The sequence below is a fragment of the Snodgrassella sp. W8124 genome, assembly GCF_016100875.1.
Lineage (GTDB): Bacteria > Pseudomonadota > Gammaproteobacteria > Burkholderiales > Neisseriaceae > Snodgrassella > Snodgrassella alvi.
The window spans coordinates 64519-79396 of the sequence record NZ_JACFRP010000002.1 but is presented as its reverse complement, the minus strand read 5'-3'; the positions used below and the strand labels follow the sequence as shown (position 1 = coordinate 79396).

13 protein-coding genes are annotated in these 14878 nt (G+C 47.2%); 5 read left to right on the top strand and 8 right to left on the bottom strand.

Annotated features, from left to right (window positions below; genetic code table 11):
• Window positions 1-9 precede the first annotated feature (9 nt).
• The 4 genes from H3U73_RS08225 to H3U73_RS08210 are packed head-to-tail and all read right to left on the bottom strand — an operon-like array spanning window position 10 to window position 3614.
• Window positions 10-1305 carry a sulfate adenylyltransferase subunit 1 gene (locus H3U73_RS08225; protein WP_198190382.1) on the bottom strand — a complete coding sequence of 432 codons (1296 nt, stop codon included), beginning with the start codon at window positions 1303-1305 and terminating at the stop codon, window positions 10-12.
• Between the two features lie 7 nt (window positions 1306-1312).
• Entirely contained in the window at window positions 1313-1915 is a 603-nt protein-coding gene (locus H3U73_RS08220) for an alpha/beta hydrolase (protein ID WP_198190381.1), read from the bottom strand.
• A complete protein-coding gene (cysD, locus tag H3U73_RS08215) occupies window positions 1915-2829 on the bottom strand; it encodes a sulfate adenylyltransferase subunit CysD (protein ID WP_198190380.1) in 915 nt (304 codons plus the stop codon). The genes H3U73_RS08220 and cysD overlap by 1 nt, the downstream gene beginning before the upstream one ends.
• 56 nt (window positions 2830-2885) lie before the next feature.
• Window positions 2886-3614, bottom strand: coding sequence for a phosphoadenylyl-sulfate reductase (locus tag H3U73_RS08210; protein WP_198190441.1), 729 nt, complete (start codon window positions 3612-3614; stop codon window positions 2886-2888).
• A gap of 253 nt (window positions 3615-3867) precedes the next feature.
• On the opposite strand from H3U73_RS08210, the gene cysG reads away from it, so the two are divergent.
• Window positions 3868-5280: a siroheme synthase CysG gene (gene cysG / locus H3U73_RS08205; RefSeq protein WP_198190440.1), complete on the top strand. Its 1413-nt coding sequence runs from the start codon at window positions 3868-3870 to the stop codon at window positions 5278-5280.
• 70 nt (window positions 5281-5350) lie between these two features.
• On the opposite strand, the gene bfr (H3U73_RS08200) is transcribed toward cysG, so the two are convergent.
• The 4 genes from bfr (H3U73_RS08200) to H3U73_RS08185 form a co-directional block, all read right to left on the bottom strand.
• Window positions 5351-5824, bottom strand: a complete 474-nt coding sequence (gene bfr / locus H3U73_RS08200; RefSeq protein WP_041880283.1) for a bacterioferritin — start codon at window positions 5822-5824, stop codon at window positions 5351-5353.
• A gap of 10 nt (window positions 5825-5834) precedes the next feature.
• On the bottom strand, window positions 5835-6299 hold the full coding sequence (gene bfr / locus H3U73_RS08195) for a bacterioferritin (RefSeq protein ID WP_084554575.1): 465 nt from the start codon (window positions 6297-6299) through the stop codon (window positions 5835-5837).
• Between the two features lie 1014 nt (window positions 6300-7313).
• The gene (locus H3U73_RS08190) at window positions 7314-8207 is read right to left on the bottom strand and encodes an SDR family oxidoreductase (protein WP_084551662.1); all 894 of its coding nucleotides are present in this window, start codon (window positions 8205-8207) and stop codon (window positions 7314-7316) included.
• 187 nt (window positions 8208-8394) lie between these two features.
• The gene (locus H3U73_RS08185) at window positions 8395-9771 is read right to left on the bottom strand and encodes an OmpP1/FadL family transporter (protein WP_198190379.1); all 1377 of its coding nucleotides are present in this window, start codon (window positions 9769-9771) and stop codon (window positions 8395-8397) included.
• Window positions 9772-10465: 694 nt separating this feature from the next.
• Here H3U73_RS08185 and H3U73_RS08180 point away from each other — a divergent pair.
• The 4 genes from H3U73_RS08180 to H3U73_RS08165 all read left to right on the top strand — a co-directional run bounded on the left by H3U73_RS08180 (window position 10466) and on the right by H3U73_RS08165 (window position 14853).
• The gene (locus H3U73_RS08180) at window positions 10466-10990 is read left to right on the top strand and encodes a hypothetical protein (protein ID WP_084551665.1); all 525 of its coding nucleotides are present in this window, start codon (window positions 10466-10468) and stop codon (window positions 10988-10990) included.
• Window positions 10991-11077: 87 nt separating this feature from the next.
• Complete coding sequence (apbC, locus tag H3U73_RS08175; protein WP_096766418.1) at window positions 11078-12157, top strand: iron-sulfur cluster carrier protein ApbC; 1080 nt, start codon at window positions 11078-11080, stop codon at window positions 12155-12157.
• A 162-nt stretch (window positions 12158-12319) separates the two neighbouring features.
• Complete coding sequence (locus tag H3U73_RS08170; RefSeq protein ID WP_198190378.1) at window positions 12320-14047, top strand: biotin--[acetyl-CoA-carboxylase] ligase; 1728 nt, start codon at window positions 12320-12322, stop codon at window positions 14045-14047.
• Window positions 14044-14853: a hypothetical protein gene (locus tag H3U73_RS08165; protein WP_174830769.1), complete on the top strand. Its 810-nt coding sequence runs from the start codon at window positions 14044-14046 to the stop codon at window positions 14851-14853. The genes H3U73_RS08170 and H3U73_RS08165 overlap by 4 nt, the downstream gene beginning before the upstream one ends.
• Window positions 14854-14878 lie beyond the last annotated feature (25 nt).

Genomic DNA, 14878 nt, shown 5'->3' with positions numbered 1-14878 from the left:
AATGCGGTTTTAAGCAACAGAAACAATCATACCGGCTGCAACAGTATGGTTGGTGGCTTCATCAATCAGAATAAAGGCTCCGGCAGCGGGATTATCCTCATAAGTCGTTGCTACCACGGGTTTCTGAATACTAAGCTGTACACGGCCAATATCGTTTAGCTGCAGGCTGTCGCTGTCTTCGCGATGGTTCAGGCTTTGAACATCCAGCAGATAATCAACCTGTCTGATTTTGGCGTATACCGTCTGAGTAGTATGCTTGAACCAGTAGCGGCGGGCTGAGTTTAAGGGTTTGCTGTCGAACCAGCACACGGAAGCACTGATGGTTTTCACTGGCTGTAATGCACTATCTGCTGCCACCAGACTGTCGCCCCGGGAAACATCAACATCATCTGCCAGTACCACAGTCAGCACAGCTCCTGACTGTGCCTGCTCCACCTGACCATCAGGCGTATAAATGGCCGCTATGGCACTGGTCTGCCCTGCCGGTTCAATACGTATACGGTCGCCCACTTTCAGGGTACCTTGTTCCAGACGCCCCTGATAACCGCGAAAATCATCTGCGCTGCTGCCATCCAGCCGGGCAACCCGCTGAACAGGGAATAATGCAGGAGCAGACAGTAACTGGCTGCTGCGGTTGGCAGCGGGCAGGCTTTCCAGCAAAGGCAACAGAGGCTGCCCCTGATACCATGGCATATGCGCACTGGCAGTCACTATATTGTCACCATTCAAAGCTGATATGGGTACGTAGCTGATATTGTGCAAATCCAGAGCAATAGCCAGTTCAGCATAAGCACGCTTAATGGCATTAAATTTATCTTCACTGTAATCCAGTAAATCCAGTTTGTTTACTGCCACAATAATATGCGGCGTATCCAGCAGTTTCAGAATCGCGCTATGGCGGCGGGTTTGCGGCAGTAAGGCTGGTGTATGTTCAGTGTAATCCAGCCGGGTGGCATCTATGAGAATAATGGCTGCATCAGCAGTAGATGCACCTGTAACCATATTGCGTGTGTACTGCTCATGTCCCGGCGTGTCAGCAATAATAAATTTACGCGCCGGCGTGGCAAAATAACGATAGGCTACATCTATAGTAATACCCTGCTCACGCTCAGCGGCAAGTCCGTCAGTTAGCTGAGCAAAATCAGGAATGCCGTCGGCGGTACGTTTGTGCTTGCCGTGATACAGCGAAGCAACCTGATCAGCCAGTAAGGACTGACTGTCAAACAGCAGTCGTCCTATCAGCGTGGATTTACCATCATCTACGCTGCCGGCAGTAATAAAACGCAATACAGAATCAGTACTCATCGGTGTCTCACTTTTTTAAGGTTGCCGCCTGTGCAAGCATCTGTTGCAGGCTGTCCCGGGCAGGTTCCAGTTTTCTGAAGCCGTCTTCTGCCATCAGATGGCCGCCATCAGGGATATACTGAATACTGCTATGCAAGGCATGGGCAATATCGTTACTGGCTGCTTCGGGAACATATGGGTCATTAGTTGAAATAATGCTGTGAACCGGCATACTGATTTGCTGCAATACTGCAAAATCCGGCTGACTGGCATCGATATAACCATCCAGTATTTGTAGCTTGGGCAGGTGTGCGGCAAATCCGGCAACCAGAATCAGACCGCCCAGCCGTGCAGGTTTATGCCGGCTGAGAAATTGCAGCAGTGTAATAACGCCAAGACTATGACCAATCAGAAAAGTCTGTTCATCCGGCTGCCCGATAAGCTTATCCAGTGTCTGCAGCCATTGCACTGCCTGCGGATAATCCGGCTGAGGCATAAGCGGTACGGTTACTTCTGCACCGGTTGTCCGGATCTGTGCAGCCAGCCAGTCGAACCAGTTATCCTGCGGACTACTCTGAAAACCATGCACAATAAATATTCTGGCCGGTAATACCGTTTGTTTTTCTGTCATCAGAAATAACCTGCTTTCTTGCGCTCTTCCATCGCCGCTTCCGATACCTGATCATCCATACGGGTAGCATTACGTTCGGAAATCGTGGTTTGTGCGGTTTCAGCAATAATTTCTGCTGCTGTACTGGCTGTGCTGGCTACCGGACAGGTACAGGAAATATCACCAACAGTCCGGAAACGCACACTGCGCACAATACTGACTTCACCTTCTTTCTTTGGTGTCAGCTCTGTTACCGGTACCAGCATATCGTTGCGCTCAACGACTTCTCGCTGATGTGCATAGTAAATCTCCGGCAAAGCAAGCTGTTCACGCGCGATATATTGCCAGATATCCAGCTCTGTCCAGTTGGAAATCGGAAAAACCCGCATATTTTCACCCGGATGCAGACGTGTATTGTACAAATCCCATAATTCGGGACGCTGGTTTTTCGGATCCCACTGACCAAATTCATCCCGAAAAGAAAAAATCCGTTCTTTAGCCCGGGCTTTTTCCTCATCTCGTCTGGCACCGCCCATTAATGCATCAAAGCCATTGGCTTCAATTGTTTCCAGCAGAGTGACGGCCTGTGCGGCATTCCGTGAATCAGTAGCCCGGCGCAGAGTCACACTGCCGCGGCGAATCGACTCTTCTACGCTGCCGACGACCAGACGTGCACCGAGGCAGCGTACGACTTCATCACGAAAAGCAATAACCTCCGGATAGTTGTGTCCGGTATCTATATGCACCAGTGTCAATGGCAGTTGCAGGCTATGTCCCGGAATCTGAAAAGCCTTTATGGCCAGAGACAGCAGCACCACTGAATCCTTGCCGCCGGAAAACAGTAATGCCGGATTGCGTGCTTCGGCCACTACTTCGCGGATAATATAAATAGATTCAGCTTCCAGCCAGTCCAGATGTTTGTCTTGAATATTCATGATATTCCCGTTACGGGCACAGACCATTCTGTCTGCAACCCTGAGTTGATTTCAGCTTATTTATGTAAACCACATTCTTTACTGTCCTGACTTTCCCACCACCAGCGTCCGGCACGAATGTCTTCGCCTGCTTTTACAGGGCGGGTACAGGGCTCACAGCCGATACTGGGATAACCTTGCTGATAAAGGGCATTAACCGGTAACTGCTGCTGCCGGGCATATGCCCATATTTCAGTTTCCAGCCATTCAGCCAGAGGATTATATTTAGCCATGCCGTGCACCTGATCCTGCTCTGCCAGAGCCAGAGCAGTACGTGTTGCCGACTGCTCACGCCTTTGTCCGGTTATCCAGGCATCGGCCTGACTCAGGGCACGGCCAAGCGGTTCAATTTTGCGGATATGACAGCACTCACGTCTCAGTGCAACACTGTCATAAAAAGCCAGCTTGCCGTGAGCGGCGATATATGCATTAATAGCGTGTTCATCCGGCCGGTATTCCGCAATACGAATACCCCAGTGCTGCCGCACAGCCCCCAGTAAGCTCAGTGTTTCACTGTTCAATGCACCAGTATTAAGCGTAAATACTTCAATAGGCAGCTGTTCGCGGGCAATCACATCAGTAATGACCATGTCTTCAACCGCCAGACTGGAAGCAAATTTAACATGGTGATGCTGCTGTGCAATCTGCTGCAAGCGTGTTGTCAGCTCGGCTGTCAGAGCCGGCAGGCGGCCGGTGGCAGCCGCATCATGCGGAGGAGTCCACAAACGGGGACGCAACATGGTTATCACTATCCTGAATGCACAAATTATTAATGACAGTAATTGTTCAACCGAATCACTGTCTGAATAGCACAAATAGTAACAAGTGCAGCCGGCATGGCGGAAAGAATAAAAATTTCTTTCTTTATAACCAAATTTCCGGTCACTGATGCTGCTGTTACAGATATAACTGCCAACACTTTGGTTAGAAAAAATGCTTCTTTTTCATCCGGGCGCCGGCGCTTATAAGATAGCGTATAAACAACAACGACAAGTCAGCATGAATCACTACCCGATTTTTACCCAACTACACCAGCGTAAGGTATTACTGGTGGGTGGCGGCCACGTGGCCGAACGCAAAGCCGGTGCTTTGTTAGAAGCTGGTGCGCATTTGCTGGTCGTCGCACAGCAGACTACAGCCAGATTTAAAGAATGGTTTGACCGGCAACAGGCTGAACATATAAGTACCGAATTCAGCCCTGATTTATTAAACGGTATTTTTCTGGTGATTGCCGCAACCAGCGATCATGCGCTTAACCGGCGTATTTTTCAGGCAGCCGAAGCAGCAGCCACTTTCTGCAACTGCGTAGACCAGCCTGATTGCTGCTCATTTATTGTACCTGCACTGATTGACCGCAATCCGATACAGGTAGCGGTAAGCAGCGGCGGTCATGCACCTGTGCTGGCACGGCTGATTCGTCAGCAAATCGAATTATTACTGCCCTTTTCTATCGGACGGGCAGCGGCGATAGCCGGACGCTGGCGTAAACGAGTCAAAGCCACGCTGCACAACATGAGCGAACGCAGGCGTTTCTGGGAATATCTGTTTGAACACAGCCGTTTTAACCAGTATATTGCCCGTGGCAATGAATCAGCAGCAGAAACACTGCTGCAACAACAACTGACACAGCATCAGCCTTTGCCACAGGGCGAAGTTACTCTGGTCGGAGCCGGCCCGGGCGATGCCGGTCTGCTGACCCTGCATGCTTTACAGGCGATACAGGCAGCAGATGTGGTGTTATATGATGCACTGGTTTCAGTAGAAGTACTGGATCTGGTCAGGCGTGATGCATTAAAAATCAGTGTAGGCAAACGTTGCGGACACCATCAGGTACAGCAACAGCAAACCAATGAATTACTGGTACAGTGGGCGCAGCAGGGAAAACGTGTTGTGCGTCTGAAAGGCGGTGATCCGTTTATATTCGGTCGTGGCGGAGAGGAATGTGCCATATTGCAGGCTGCTGAGATTCCGTTTCGGATTATTCCGGGTATCAGTGCCGGTCTGGGAGCAACTGCCTATGCCGGTATTCCGCTAACCCATCGTGATTATGCTCAGAGTGTATTATTTATTACCGGCCATCAGCAGCTGGCCGACCAGCCTTATGGCTGGCAGACACTCGCCCGTAACCGGCAGACACTGGTTATTTACATGGGTACGCTGAAAGCGGCTGAAATCAGCAGACAACTCATTAACCACGGACGTGCTGCCGATACACCGGTTGCGATTATCTCTCATGGTACAATGTCCAGCCAGAGTGTCTTAACCGGCAGACTGCATCAGCTGGCCGATCTGGCTCAACAGGCTGATACACCAGCTCTGATGGTTATCGGTGAAGTAGTACAGTTACGGGAGCAACTGGCATGGTTTAACCAGACGGATAACCAATCTGTTGCCAGTGAAGCTGCTGCATAGAAATTAATCATTTCTCCGGCTGAAAAAACAACACGTTTGCAAACGTGTTGTTTTTTCATTCAGGCAAGTATCAGTCTGCCTGCGCTGCGGTCTGGGCATAATTAGCCAGACCAACTTCTTCAATCAGGTCTAGCTGTGTTCCCAGCCAGTCCAGATACTCTTCATTTACCGCTTTTTGCTGTTCAAGCAAATCACGGGAGACAAAATCCAGCTGGTTTTCACATACTGCAATGGCATCAGCCAGTGCCACATGTTTTGCCTGTTCTGCCTGCTGGTCACATTGCAGAATTTCGATGATATTTTCGCCAACCAGAATTTTGCCGTATTCCTGTAAATTTGGCAGTCCTTCCAGCAGCAGAATACGTTCAATCAGTGCATCCGCACTTTTCATATCGCGAATCGAATGTTTGTATAATGCCTCACCCAGTTCGGCAAAACCCCAGTTACGTAATATCCGTGCATGTAAAAAATACTGATTGATAGATACCAGCAACAGACCCAGATTTTTATTCAATGCCTGTAAGGCCAGACGATCACCCTGCATATCTTTCTCCTTACAGCTGGCTTTGCAGATAATTCGGCAAACCCATTATTTCAATCTGGCGTAACTGTTGCTCCAACCAGTGGGCATGGTCTTCTTCAGTATCTTTCAGCTGTGTCACCAGAAACTGCCGGGTGACATAGTCCTGTTCCTGCTCACACAGCTTAATTGCATCTTTCAGATTCTGGCGTACACAAAGCTCTGTTGCCAGATCATTTTCAAGCATACTAATCACATCAGTACCGACATTAATTGCATCCGGTACCATTTCCGGTTTGCCATTGAGCATCAGAATACGGTGAATAAACTGGTGAGCATGATCGGTTTCTTCCTGCATCTCATGGTCTATACGCTGAAAAAGCTTCATATAGCCCATATCTTCATACATGCGTGAATGCGCAAAATACTGGTCACGTGCGGCCAGCTCTCCTGCCAGTAACCGGTTTAAACAATCTATTACAACTTTTTTGCCTTCCATGTCTGTTTCCTTTTTGCTCAAAACTCTTCTGCTAATCCGTCCAGACAGGCATGCTCAATCACTAAACAGTCGTCAACAAACCGCCCTGACTCATTTGCCGTCATAGCCTGAACACCATTCATAGAATTTTGTTTATTAATTTATCGTTGCCGGTATCATCAGCAGATTAGGCGATGCACTGACATCGCGCAGTCATTTATACGGGGAAAAATATTCTAAAATAATATCTTTTTTGTCTTGGGTTGCAGACTATTACTAGCCCGCAACCCGACTCCCCTCTAAACAGCTGTATTAACAAAGCAATAAATTATGCCCAATCAGCAATACAACCATTTAGGGTTATCATAACATTAAATTAAATAACTATTTTTAATCTAAATAAGACTAATTTTCATAATAATTTGATAAAATATTCTTTATTTAACAAAATATTAAATAAAAACACTGCGTTATAACAATAATGGTTCTCACCATCTGTTAAACTGTTGAAAATAACCTGAAATAGCCATTTAATTTATAAAATATTTATATAATTTAACTTATTTTCACTATTTATTTTTATTTTTACAGCAACATACCCATAATTTTATCAGTTAGTTATCCGCGTAAAACATAACTATTCGCATTTATTATTGGAGCAGAATATACCAATAAAATAAATACTGCTTAGTATCAAAATTTATGAAAATAAAATAGTTTACCTGAAAGATAGGCAATGTCCGGAACTTCAATATTGAAGCAATTTGTTTAATACAAGGCTAATACAGTCAATTAGTAGTTATTTACAGATACAGGGTAATACTCCTGACCAGAATACAAGAATCATACCGGATGACTTTTGAAAATGATGACTATAGTCTGTCAAATAAGTACTGGCTGGTCAGAAGAACGCAGAAAATCCGTTTGTAATTAACAAAAAATCCATACCGGAATTTAAGTTCTCCGGCTGATAAACAATCAGAGCGGAAAAAATTTCGGTACGGATTAATACAGATTACGGTTTAAAGTACTGGCTTACAGCACAATACCACCAGTTACTCCGTATACCTGTGCTGTCACATAGCTGGATTCTTCAGACATTAAGAAAACATAGGTAGATGCTAGTTCGGCAGGCTGTCCGGCACGACCAAGTACTGATTCACTCTGACCGAATTTCGGAATAGCTTCAGGAGGCTGACCACCGGTAATTTCCAGTGCAGTCCAGATTGGACCCGGAGCCACAGAATTAACCCGGATACCTTTGGCTGCAACCTGTTTAGCCAACGCCTGAGTAAAAGCCACAATTCCGGCTTTAGTAGTGGCATAGTCGACCAGATTCGGGCTAGGCTGATATGCCTGTACAGAGCTGGTCGTCACAATAGTGGCACCGGCTGGCAAGTGCGGCATAGCAGCCTGAATCACCCAGAACAGGGAAAAAATATTCACTTCAAAAGTCTTTTTCAACTGTTCAGTGCTGATATCACAGAAACGCTCTACCGCAGTCTGTTTACCAGCCACTAAAGTCAGACCATCAAGGCCGCCCAGCTCAGTATGAGCTTTTTCAACCAGCTGTTTGCAAAAATGCTCGTCACTCAAATCACCGGGTATGCACACCACCTTACGGCCGGCTTCCTGTGCCAGAGCAGCAACCTGTTTGGCATCCTCTTCTTCAGCTGGCAAATAATTAATGGCCAGATCGGCACCTTCGCGTGCATAAGCGATAGCAGCAGCACGACCAATACCTGAATCGGCACCAGTTACCAGAATTTTACGGCCGTGCAAACGACCATGACCTTCATAGCTTCTTTCACCGCAATCCGGCACCGGATCCATTCTGCTCTGCAAGCCCGGTGCAGGCTGATGCTGTTTAGAAAAATCCTGATGGTAGTACTTGGTTCTTGGATCTTGTAAACCTTCTTGATGCTTCATAATACATCTCCTTGTTTAACAATGCTTTATCCAAAATGGAACAGCTGAACCATCATACGACAGATTAGTACACAACAAAGAAAAGTATCTGTAATTTATGTCAATATTCTAGTTAAAGTTTATTAATCTCAATGGCTTAAAAAAACAATAATCAAACAATGACATCAAGCAGCCATCCGGACAGATTTCAGAACCGGTAAGTATACGAAACACCGGCAATATGCGCATTCGAACGATAATCGGCTTCACCGCGCACATTGCTTGATACATGTGTTCCTTCATCCTGCTGATTCATGTGTGTATGCTGAATATGCAGATAAGCATACGATACCGCTACCGTATTCTTTTTATCCACATCATACTTAAATCCGGCACCAAACAGCCAGCGGTTACCATCAGGAATAGTAGACAGACGCGAAGAAGCACTGCGTACTGGCGACTGGTCATAATTCACGCCGAAACGCCACTGCAAATGCGGATTCTGCTGATAGGAAGCACCCACGCCAACCGCATAAGTATCACGCCAGTTTGTGGCAATATGAGTGGTATTCGAAGTAGCACCATGTACCGGATCAATTGCCTTATCATTCTCAAATTTAATATCCAGAGCATGCAGACGTGAAGAACGCGTCCAGCTCACATTGCTGAAAACATTCCACTGCGGATTGACCTTCCACATACCGTGTACAGATACTACTTCCGGCGTAGTAATCTGTACCTGTGCACCTTCCAGAGCCTTAAAGCCAAACTGCTCAAACAGCGGAGCATAGTTTTCTGCAAATTTGCCCATAGGTTTCCAGCGCGCAGTACCGTGCAAATGCTGATTAATCTTCGAACGATAGCTCACACCTACCCGGACATCATCATTAATGTCCCATAACCAGCCGGCATTAAAACCATAGCCCCAGTCATTACCCTTGACTGTTGCGCGTGCATCAAATGCGCCCGGAGCTTTCTGATGTAATACAGATTGCGGTATTCCCGACTGTGCACTGCCTACCGGCGTAAAATCCGCATATTTCTGTACTTCTGCATGCAGGTATTGCGCAATCAGCCCCACACCCAGTGAATGTCTGTCATTAATTTTATAGGCAACAGCCGGATTAATATTCAATGCCTTTACGTTGGTTTTATTTACGTTATAGCGCAATACTGAATCAGAACTGTCATTGGTTCTGGCCGCATACGGAATATATACCCCAAGTCCCATACCCCATCTGTCGTTCAGGCGATGGGAAAAATACAGCTGCGGCACCAATTGCGCGGTATTGGCAATATTGCCATGCTCAGGCCCCTGTACAGCCGCACCGTCTGAAAATGTCCCACGGGCATTACGATATTTAATATCAGGTTTAATCACAAACAGATTAGTATCAAGCTGGGTGCCATCCAGATACGTCAATCCGGCAGGATTATTGACAATGGTTGCCGCATCAGCCGCTTCAGCAGCAGCTGCATTACCGGTTCCAACAGCTGTTACCGACTGTAATCCCAAATGATATCCTGAAGCATATACAGGAGAAACAACTACCGCAGTACTGATTAACACCGCACTTATTTTCATCACAACTGGCAAATGTCTTGTCATTGTGTTTTTTCTCAAACGCATAAAATAAAAAAAGACCTTAATTAAAGGTCAGAAAATAAATAAAAATATTCAGTAAAATTTCAAATTAGCAAAATTTGAGTGTTTATTCTAACTTAAAAAGATAAATAATGCTGATAGATAATCTTTACAATTATTCAAATAGATTAAATTTTTTATAATTGAATACAATTAATTTTCATTCAAATTGCATAAAAAATGCAAATAAAAATTATTATTTTTCAAAGATATAATATTACCGATATCAGAGATATGCACTGATTAAAACCGGACAGACAAACAAGAGAACTAAATGCATAATAAATTAAATAACAACAAAATTGTATTATTCAGAATGAATTTGAAACATATTTGCCCGATATCATGTTCAGTTTGCTTATACATGACTGACCATTATTTCTGGCTGGTAAGCAAACCACAGATAAACAGATAACTAATGATTACCTGAAAATGAATACCGAGCATTTCGCAGTGCCTCACACTAGCGCTTCATTATTCCGCCATCAATATTTGCCCGATTTTGCAATTATTAATTATTTTTTATATAGCAGTTTCAGCATTTATTAGCAAAAATATCCAGCTGCCAGCCATTTACAGTGACCAGTGCCAGTGGTTACACTGTCGTATTATTGATTTCCACGGCTGCATAACAATGTTTCAACGTTTGAAACGTACCTGGCCACTATTACTGTTATGGCTGGATCTGATTTACAGTTTCATACTGAATATTGTTGCCAGTATTTCAATGGAACAGACGCCAGTACCGCGCAACAGCTTGCCGGTATCGCCGGATATTGCCTTTAGCTGGTTACAGGTAATCGCCAACGGCGGTATGGTATTCATTCTCAGTCTGGCTTTCCGTACCCTGCTACAGTTAAACCGCGCAGTACAGCAACAGCAGATATGGCCGCTGACATTGCTCAGAACAGCTGCGCTGCTGATTGTACTGGCGTTTAGTTTACCTGCATGGTGGCAATGGTCATGGGCATTATGGTCACTTGCACACGGACAGCTGGTTATAGACTGGCATAATCTGCATTACCTCATCGTTTCCATACTGTTACTTTATCCTGCCCCCCTGTGTCTGCGTTTACTCTGGATCCGCAGCCGGCAGCAGCACAGCAAAGCTGACTCCGGCAGCTCTGCTGAATCTGAAAACACCCAGCCGCCAAGCTGATTATTCACTACCGTCTTAAGCAAATACTGGCTGCAGACCAAATAGGGTAAAATATGCGCCGGAAATACAGTTGCGGACTTAATTTGCATGAACACACAATCCATTACCGCCTTACTTAACAAAATATCCATTCCGGACAGTAACCGTACACTGGGCAGTGAAAAAGCCCTGAGTAATGTTACCGTCGCCAGTGACGGCATTCATCTGGATCTTACTTTTCCTTATCCGGTCGCCCATCTGATTGACGAACTGCAACAGCGTATTGATCAGGCCATTACCACTGAATTCGGTGACACACCATTATTTGTTCAGGTACAACTGGCGATAAGCAAACATAAAGTGCAGCCCGGTGTGCAAACCATTGCCGGCGTCAAAAATATTATTGCGGTTGCCTCAGGTAAAGGCGGTGTGGGCAAATCGACTACCAGTGCTAATCTGGCAATTGCCCTGAGCCGCATGGGTGCCCGTGTCGGCGTCCTTGATGCTGATATTTACGGCCCCAGCCAGCCTACCATGCTCGGTGTCGCCGGCCTTGAACCGCGTCAGCATCAAGATAAACTGATTCCGGTCATGGCTGCCGGTGAAATTCAGGTGATGTCAGTCGGCTTTCTGGTTGATACTGATCAGGCAGTTATCTGGCGCGGCCCCATGGTTAGTCAGGCTTTACAGCAGCTTCTGTTTCAGAGCCAGTGGGATGATGTCGATTATCTGATTATCGACTTACCCCCCGGTACAGGCGATATCCAGCTGACACTGGCACAGAAAATTCCGGTTACCGGTGCGGTTGTAGTGACCACACCGCAGGATATAGCACTGATTGATGCGCGCAAAGCAGTCAATATGTTCCAGAAAGTCAATATTCCCATTTTCGGCGTACTTGAAAACATGTCGGTGCATATCTGCTCTAACTGCGGCCATACCGAATCTATTTTCGGACAGAATGGCGGTAAACAGCTTGCTGATAAACTCGGTGTTCCCCTGCTGGGTCAGCTACCGTTAACAATGGCTGTACGTGAGGCCATGGATAACGGTACCGCCGGCATACTGGCAGAGCAGCAGCCGCAAATAGCCGGCTTGTATGAACAGGCTGCATGGCAGCTGGTGCAGGCACTGGCAGATCAGGGTAAAGACTATAGCCGGCGTTTCCCCAAAATTGTGGTCGAATAAACCTGCACAGCCAAATACATTTACCGAACCATGCGATAATATTCACAACGGTTGTGACTGCACGGCCGTTTTAACAGCCTGTCTGCATCCGGCGCAGCCGTCAGACACAGCAAATTGAATTTAACCTGTTGTAACCAATGACACCCTTGGTGATGCCATTTTATGAACACACCGTTTTGGCCGTTACTGGCCTTGCTTGCCGATGGTCTGGCACATGAAGTCCAGACACTGGCAGGCATTCTGAATAAAAAAATACCGCAGCTCAATGCAGCATGGCAGGATATGCCTGCCCATATCCAGAATCTGCTGCGTCAGCATAATGGTGTCTGGCAGCTAACTAAAACTCTGGCATTAATACCGGAACACATCTTCAATACCAGTGCCCGTCAGTACGGGTTTAATCCACAGCTGCTGGAGCAGACCACATCGACCAACAGCGTCCTGCTGGAGCAATTGCGCTATGCACCGGTAAATACAGCGCCGCAAATCTGTCTGGCTTATGAGCAGACTGCCGGACGCGGACGTCAGGGCAAATCATGGCAAAACCGTATCGGTGACTGCCTTATGTTCAGCCTGAGCTGGTCATTTAAGCGGCCTCAGGCAGAGCTTGGCGGTCTGGCGCTGGTAGTAGCGCTGGCTGTCGCACAAACTTTACGCGAACTCGGTGTAGCGGCACAAATTAAATGGCCGAATGATCTGATGCTGGATAAAAACAAACTTGGCGGCATCCTGATTGAAACCATAGCGCAACAGAATCAGACCACTGCTGTTATCGGTATCGGCATCAATTTCAGCCTGCCCGATCAGGTAGGCACAGCCACAGCTATTCTGTCTCTTCTGCCTCATGCACAGGTAACACAGATTTTTCAGGGTATTCTGGCCAAACTGATACAATATCTGCCGCGGTTTGACCAAACCGGACTAGATTCATTTCTTAATGATTACAACCAGCTGCATCGGGATCAGGGACAAATAGTCCATCTCTTGGCCAACGGCAAGACCATTGCCGAAGGTACCGTTAACGGGATTGCATCATCAGGGGCTTTATTGCTGCAAACTGCCGACGGAGAACGCCGTTTTGTCACCGGTGAAATCAGTTTGCGCCCGGGGACTGCACAGAATCAGGTACAAGCCAATAACAGAAAACGCTATCTGTTACTGGATGCCGGCAACAGCAAACTCAAATGGGCATGGGTAGAAAACGGCTGCATACTGGGTTATGGCAAAGCAGCCTACTACGACCTGAAGCCCCTGATACAGGACTGGACCAGACAAGGGGCCGGCGTACAGCGCATTATCGGCTGTGCTGTCTGTGGAGAAGCCCGCCAGCAGCAAATCGCTGGTATTCTGCCACTGCCAGTACAGTGGCTGCCTTCCATGCCGGAAGCACTCGGCATCTCTAATCATTACCGCAATCCGGCCGAACATGGTGCCGACCGCTGGTTTAATCTCATCGGCAGCCGGCGCTACAGCCGTCAGGCCTGTGTTGTAGTCAGCTGTGGTACAGCTGTCACAGTAGATGCCCTTACCGACACCAACCATTATCTTGGTGGCAGTATCCTGCCGGGTTTTTATTTAATGAAAGAGGCATTATCGCGGCGCACTGCTAACCTTAACCGGCCGCTGGGCAAACCATACGCTTTTGCCACCACCACCCCGAATGCCATGGCCAGCGGCATTATGGACGCAGTCTGCGGGGCTATTGTGCTGATGCATGCGCGCCTGCAACAGAAAATCGGTGCCGGCAAACCTGTCGACATTATTATTACCGGCGGTGGTGCCAATAAAGTGGCTCAGGCACTCCCTAATACATTTGTCTTAGACAACCGCATTGAAATTGTGGATAATTTAGTGATTTACGGTTTACTAAACTGGGTTGAATACGCATGAAATGGCTGTTTGCAATTTTGGTAGCACTCAATATCATTGTTTTCGGCAGCATGATAGCAGGGAAACTGGTACATAGTAATTCTGGTGCACCTGCTGCAGCCAGTGCCGCCAGCCCTGAAACAGAAGCTGTTGCACCTGCCAGTCCGGACATCAGTGTACGGCAGGCAACAGAAACTGAAACTGTTGCCGGCAGCAATACAACAGCAGCTAAAGCTGCCAGCAAAACAGAAACTACTGCTGCGCCCAAAACAACTACTGCCGCTACTACTACTGCTTCCGACAACACTGACAAGCAGCCTGCTGCTCCGGCCAATACCTGTACTGCCACTGTTACCCTGCCGGAAGACGATTTTCATCGTATCAAAGGCCTGCTTACTCACTGGCCGTTTACCACCAGCCGCTTTATAGAGCAGGTCAGCGCTCCGGTCAAAACCCGTCAGACAGCTGCTCCCACCCGCTACATGGTTGCCCTCTCTTCCGGTAATGACAGCAGTATACGTGCCCGTCTGCAGGAACAGGGATTTGACTACGGTGTTAATCAGGGTAAAGTCAGCCTTGGCGTATTTAACCGCCGGGAAGATGCAGAAGGCCTGATGGCGCGTGCCAAAATGCAGGGATTCAGTGACGCCTTTATCACCACATTGGGCGGTAGCAGCGACAGTGACAGCCAGTCATCCGGCAGTTCCGCTACCAGCATTGCCAAAATGCGCGTTGTATTCAGTGGTGTAGACAACTCAGCTATGCAGGACATCAACGCCATTACCGGTCGTTACGGCCGGATGCAGCGTAGTGGTAAATGTCATTAAGCCGGCACCTATCCGCTTAAATATT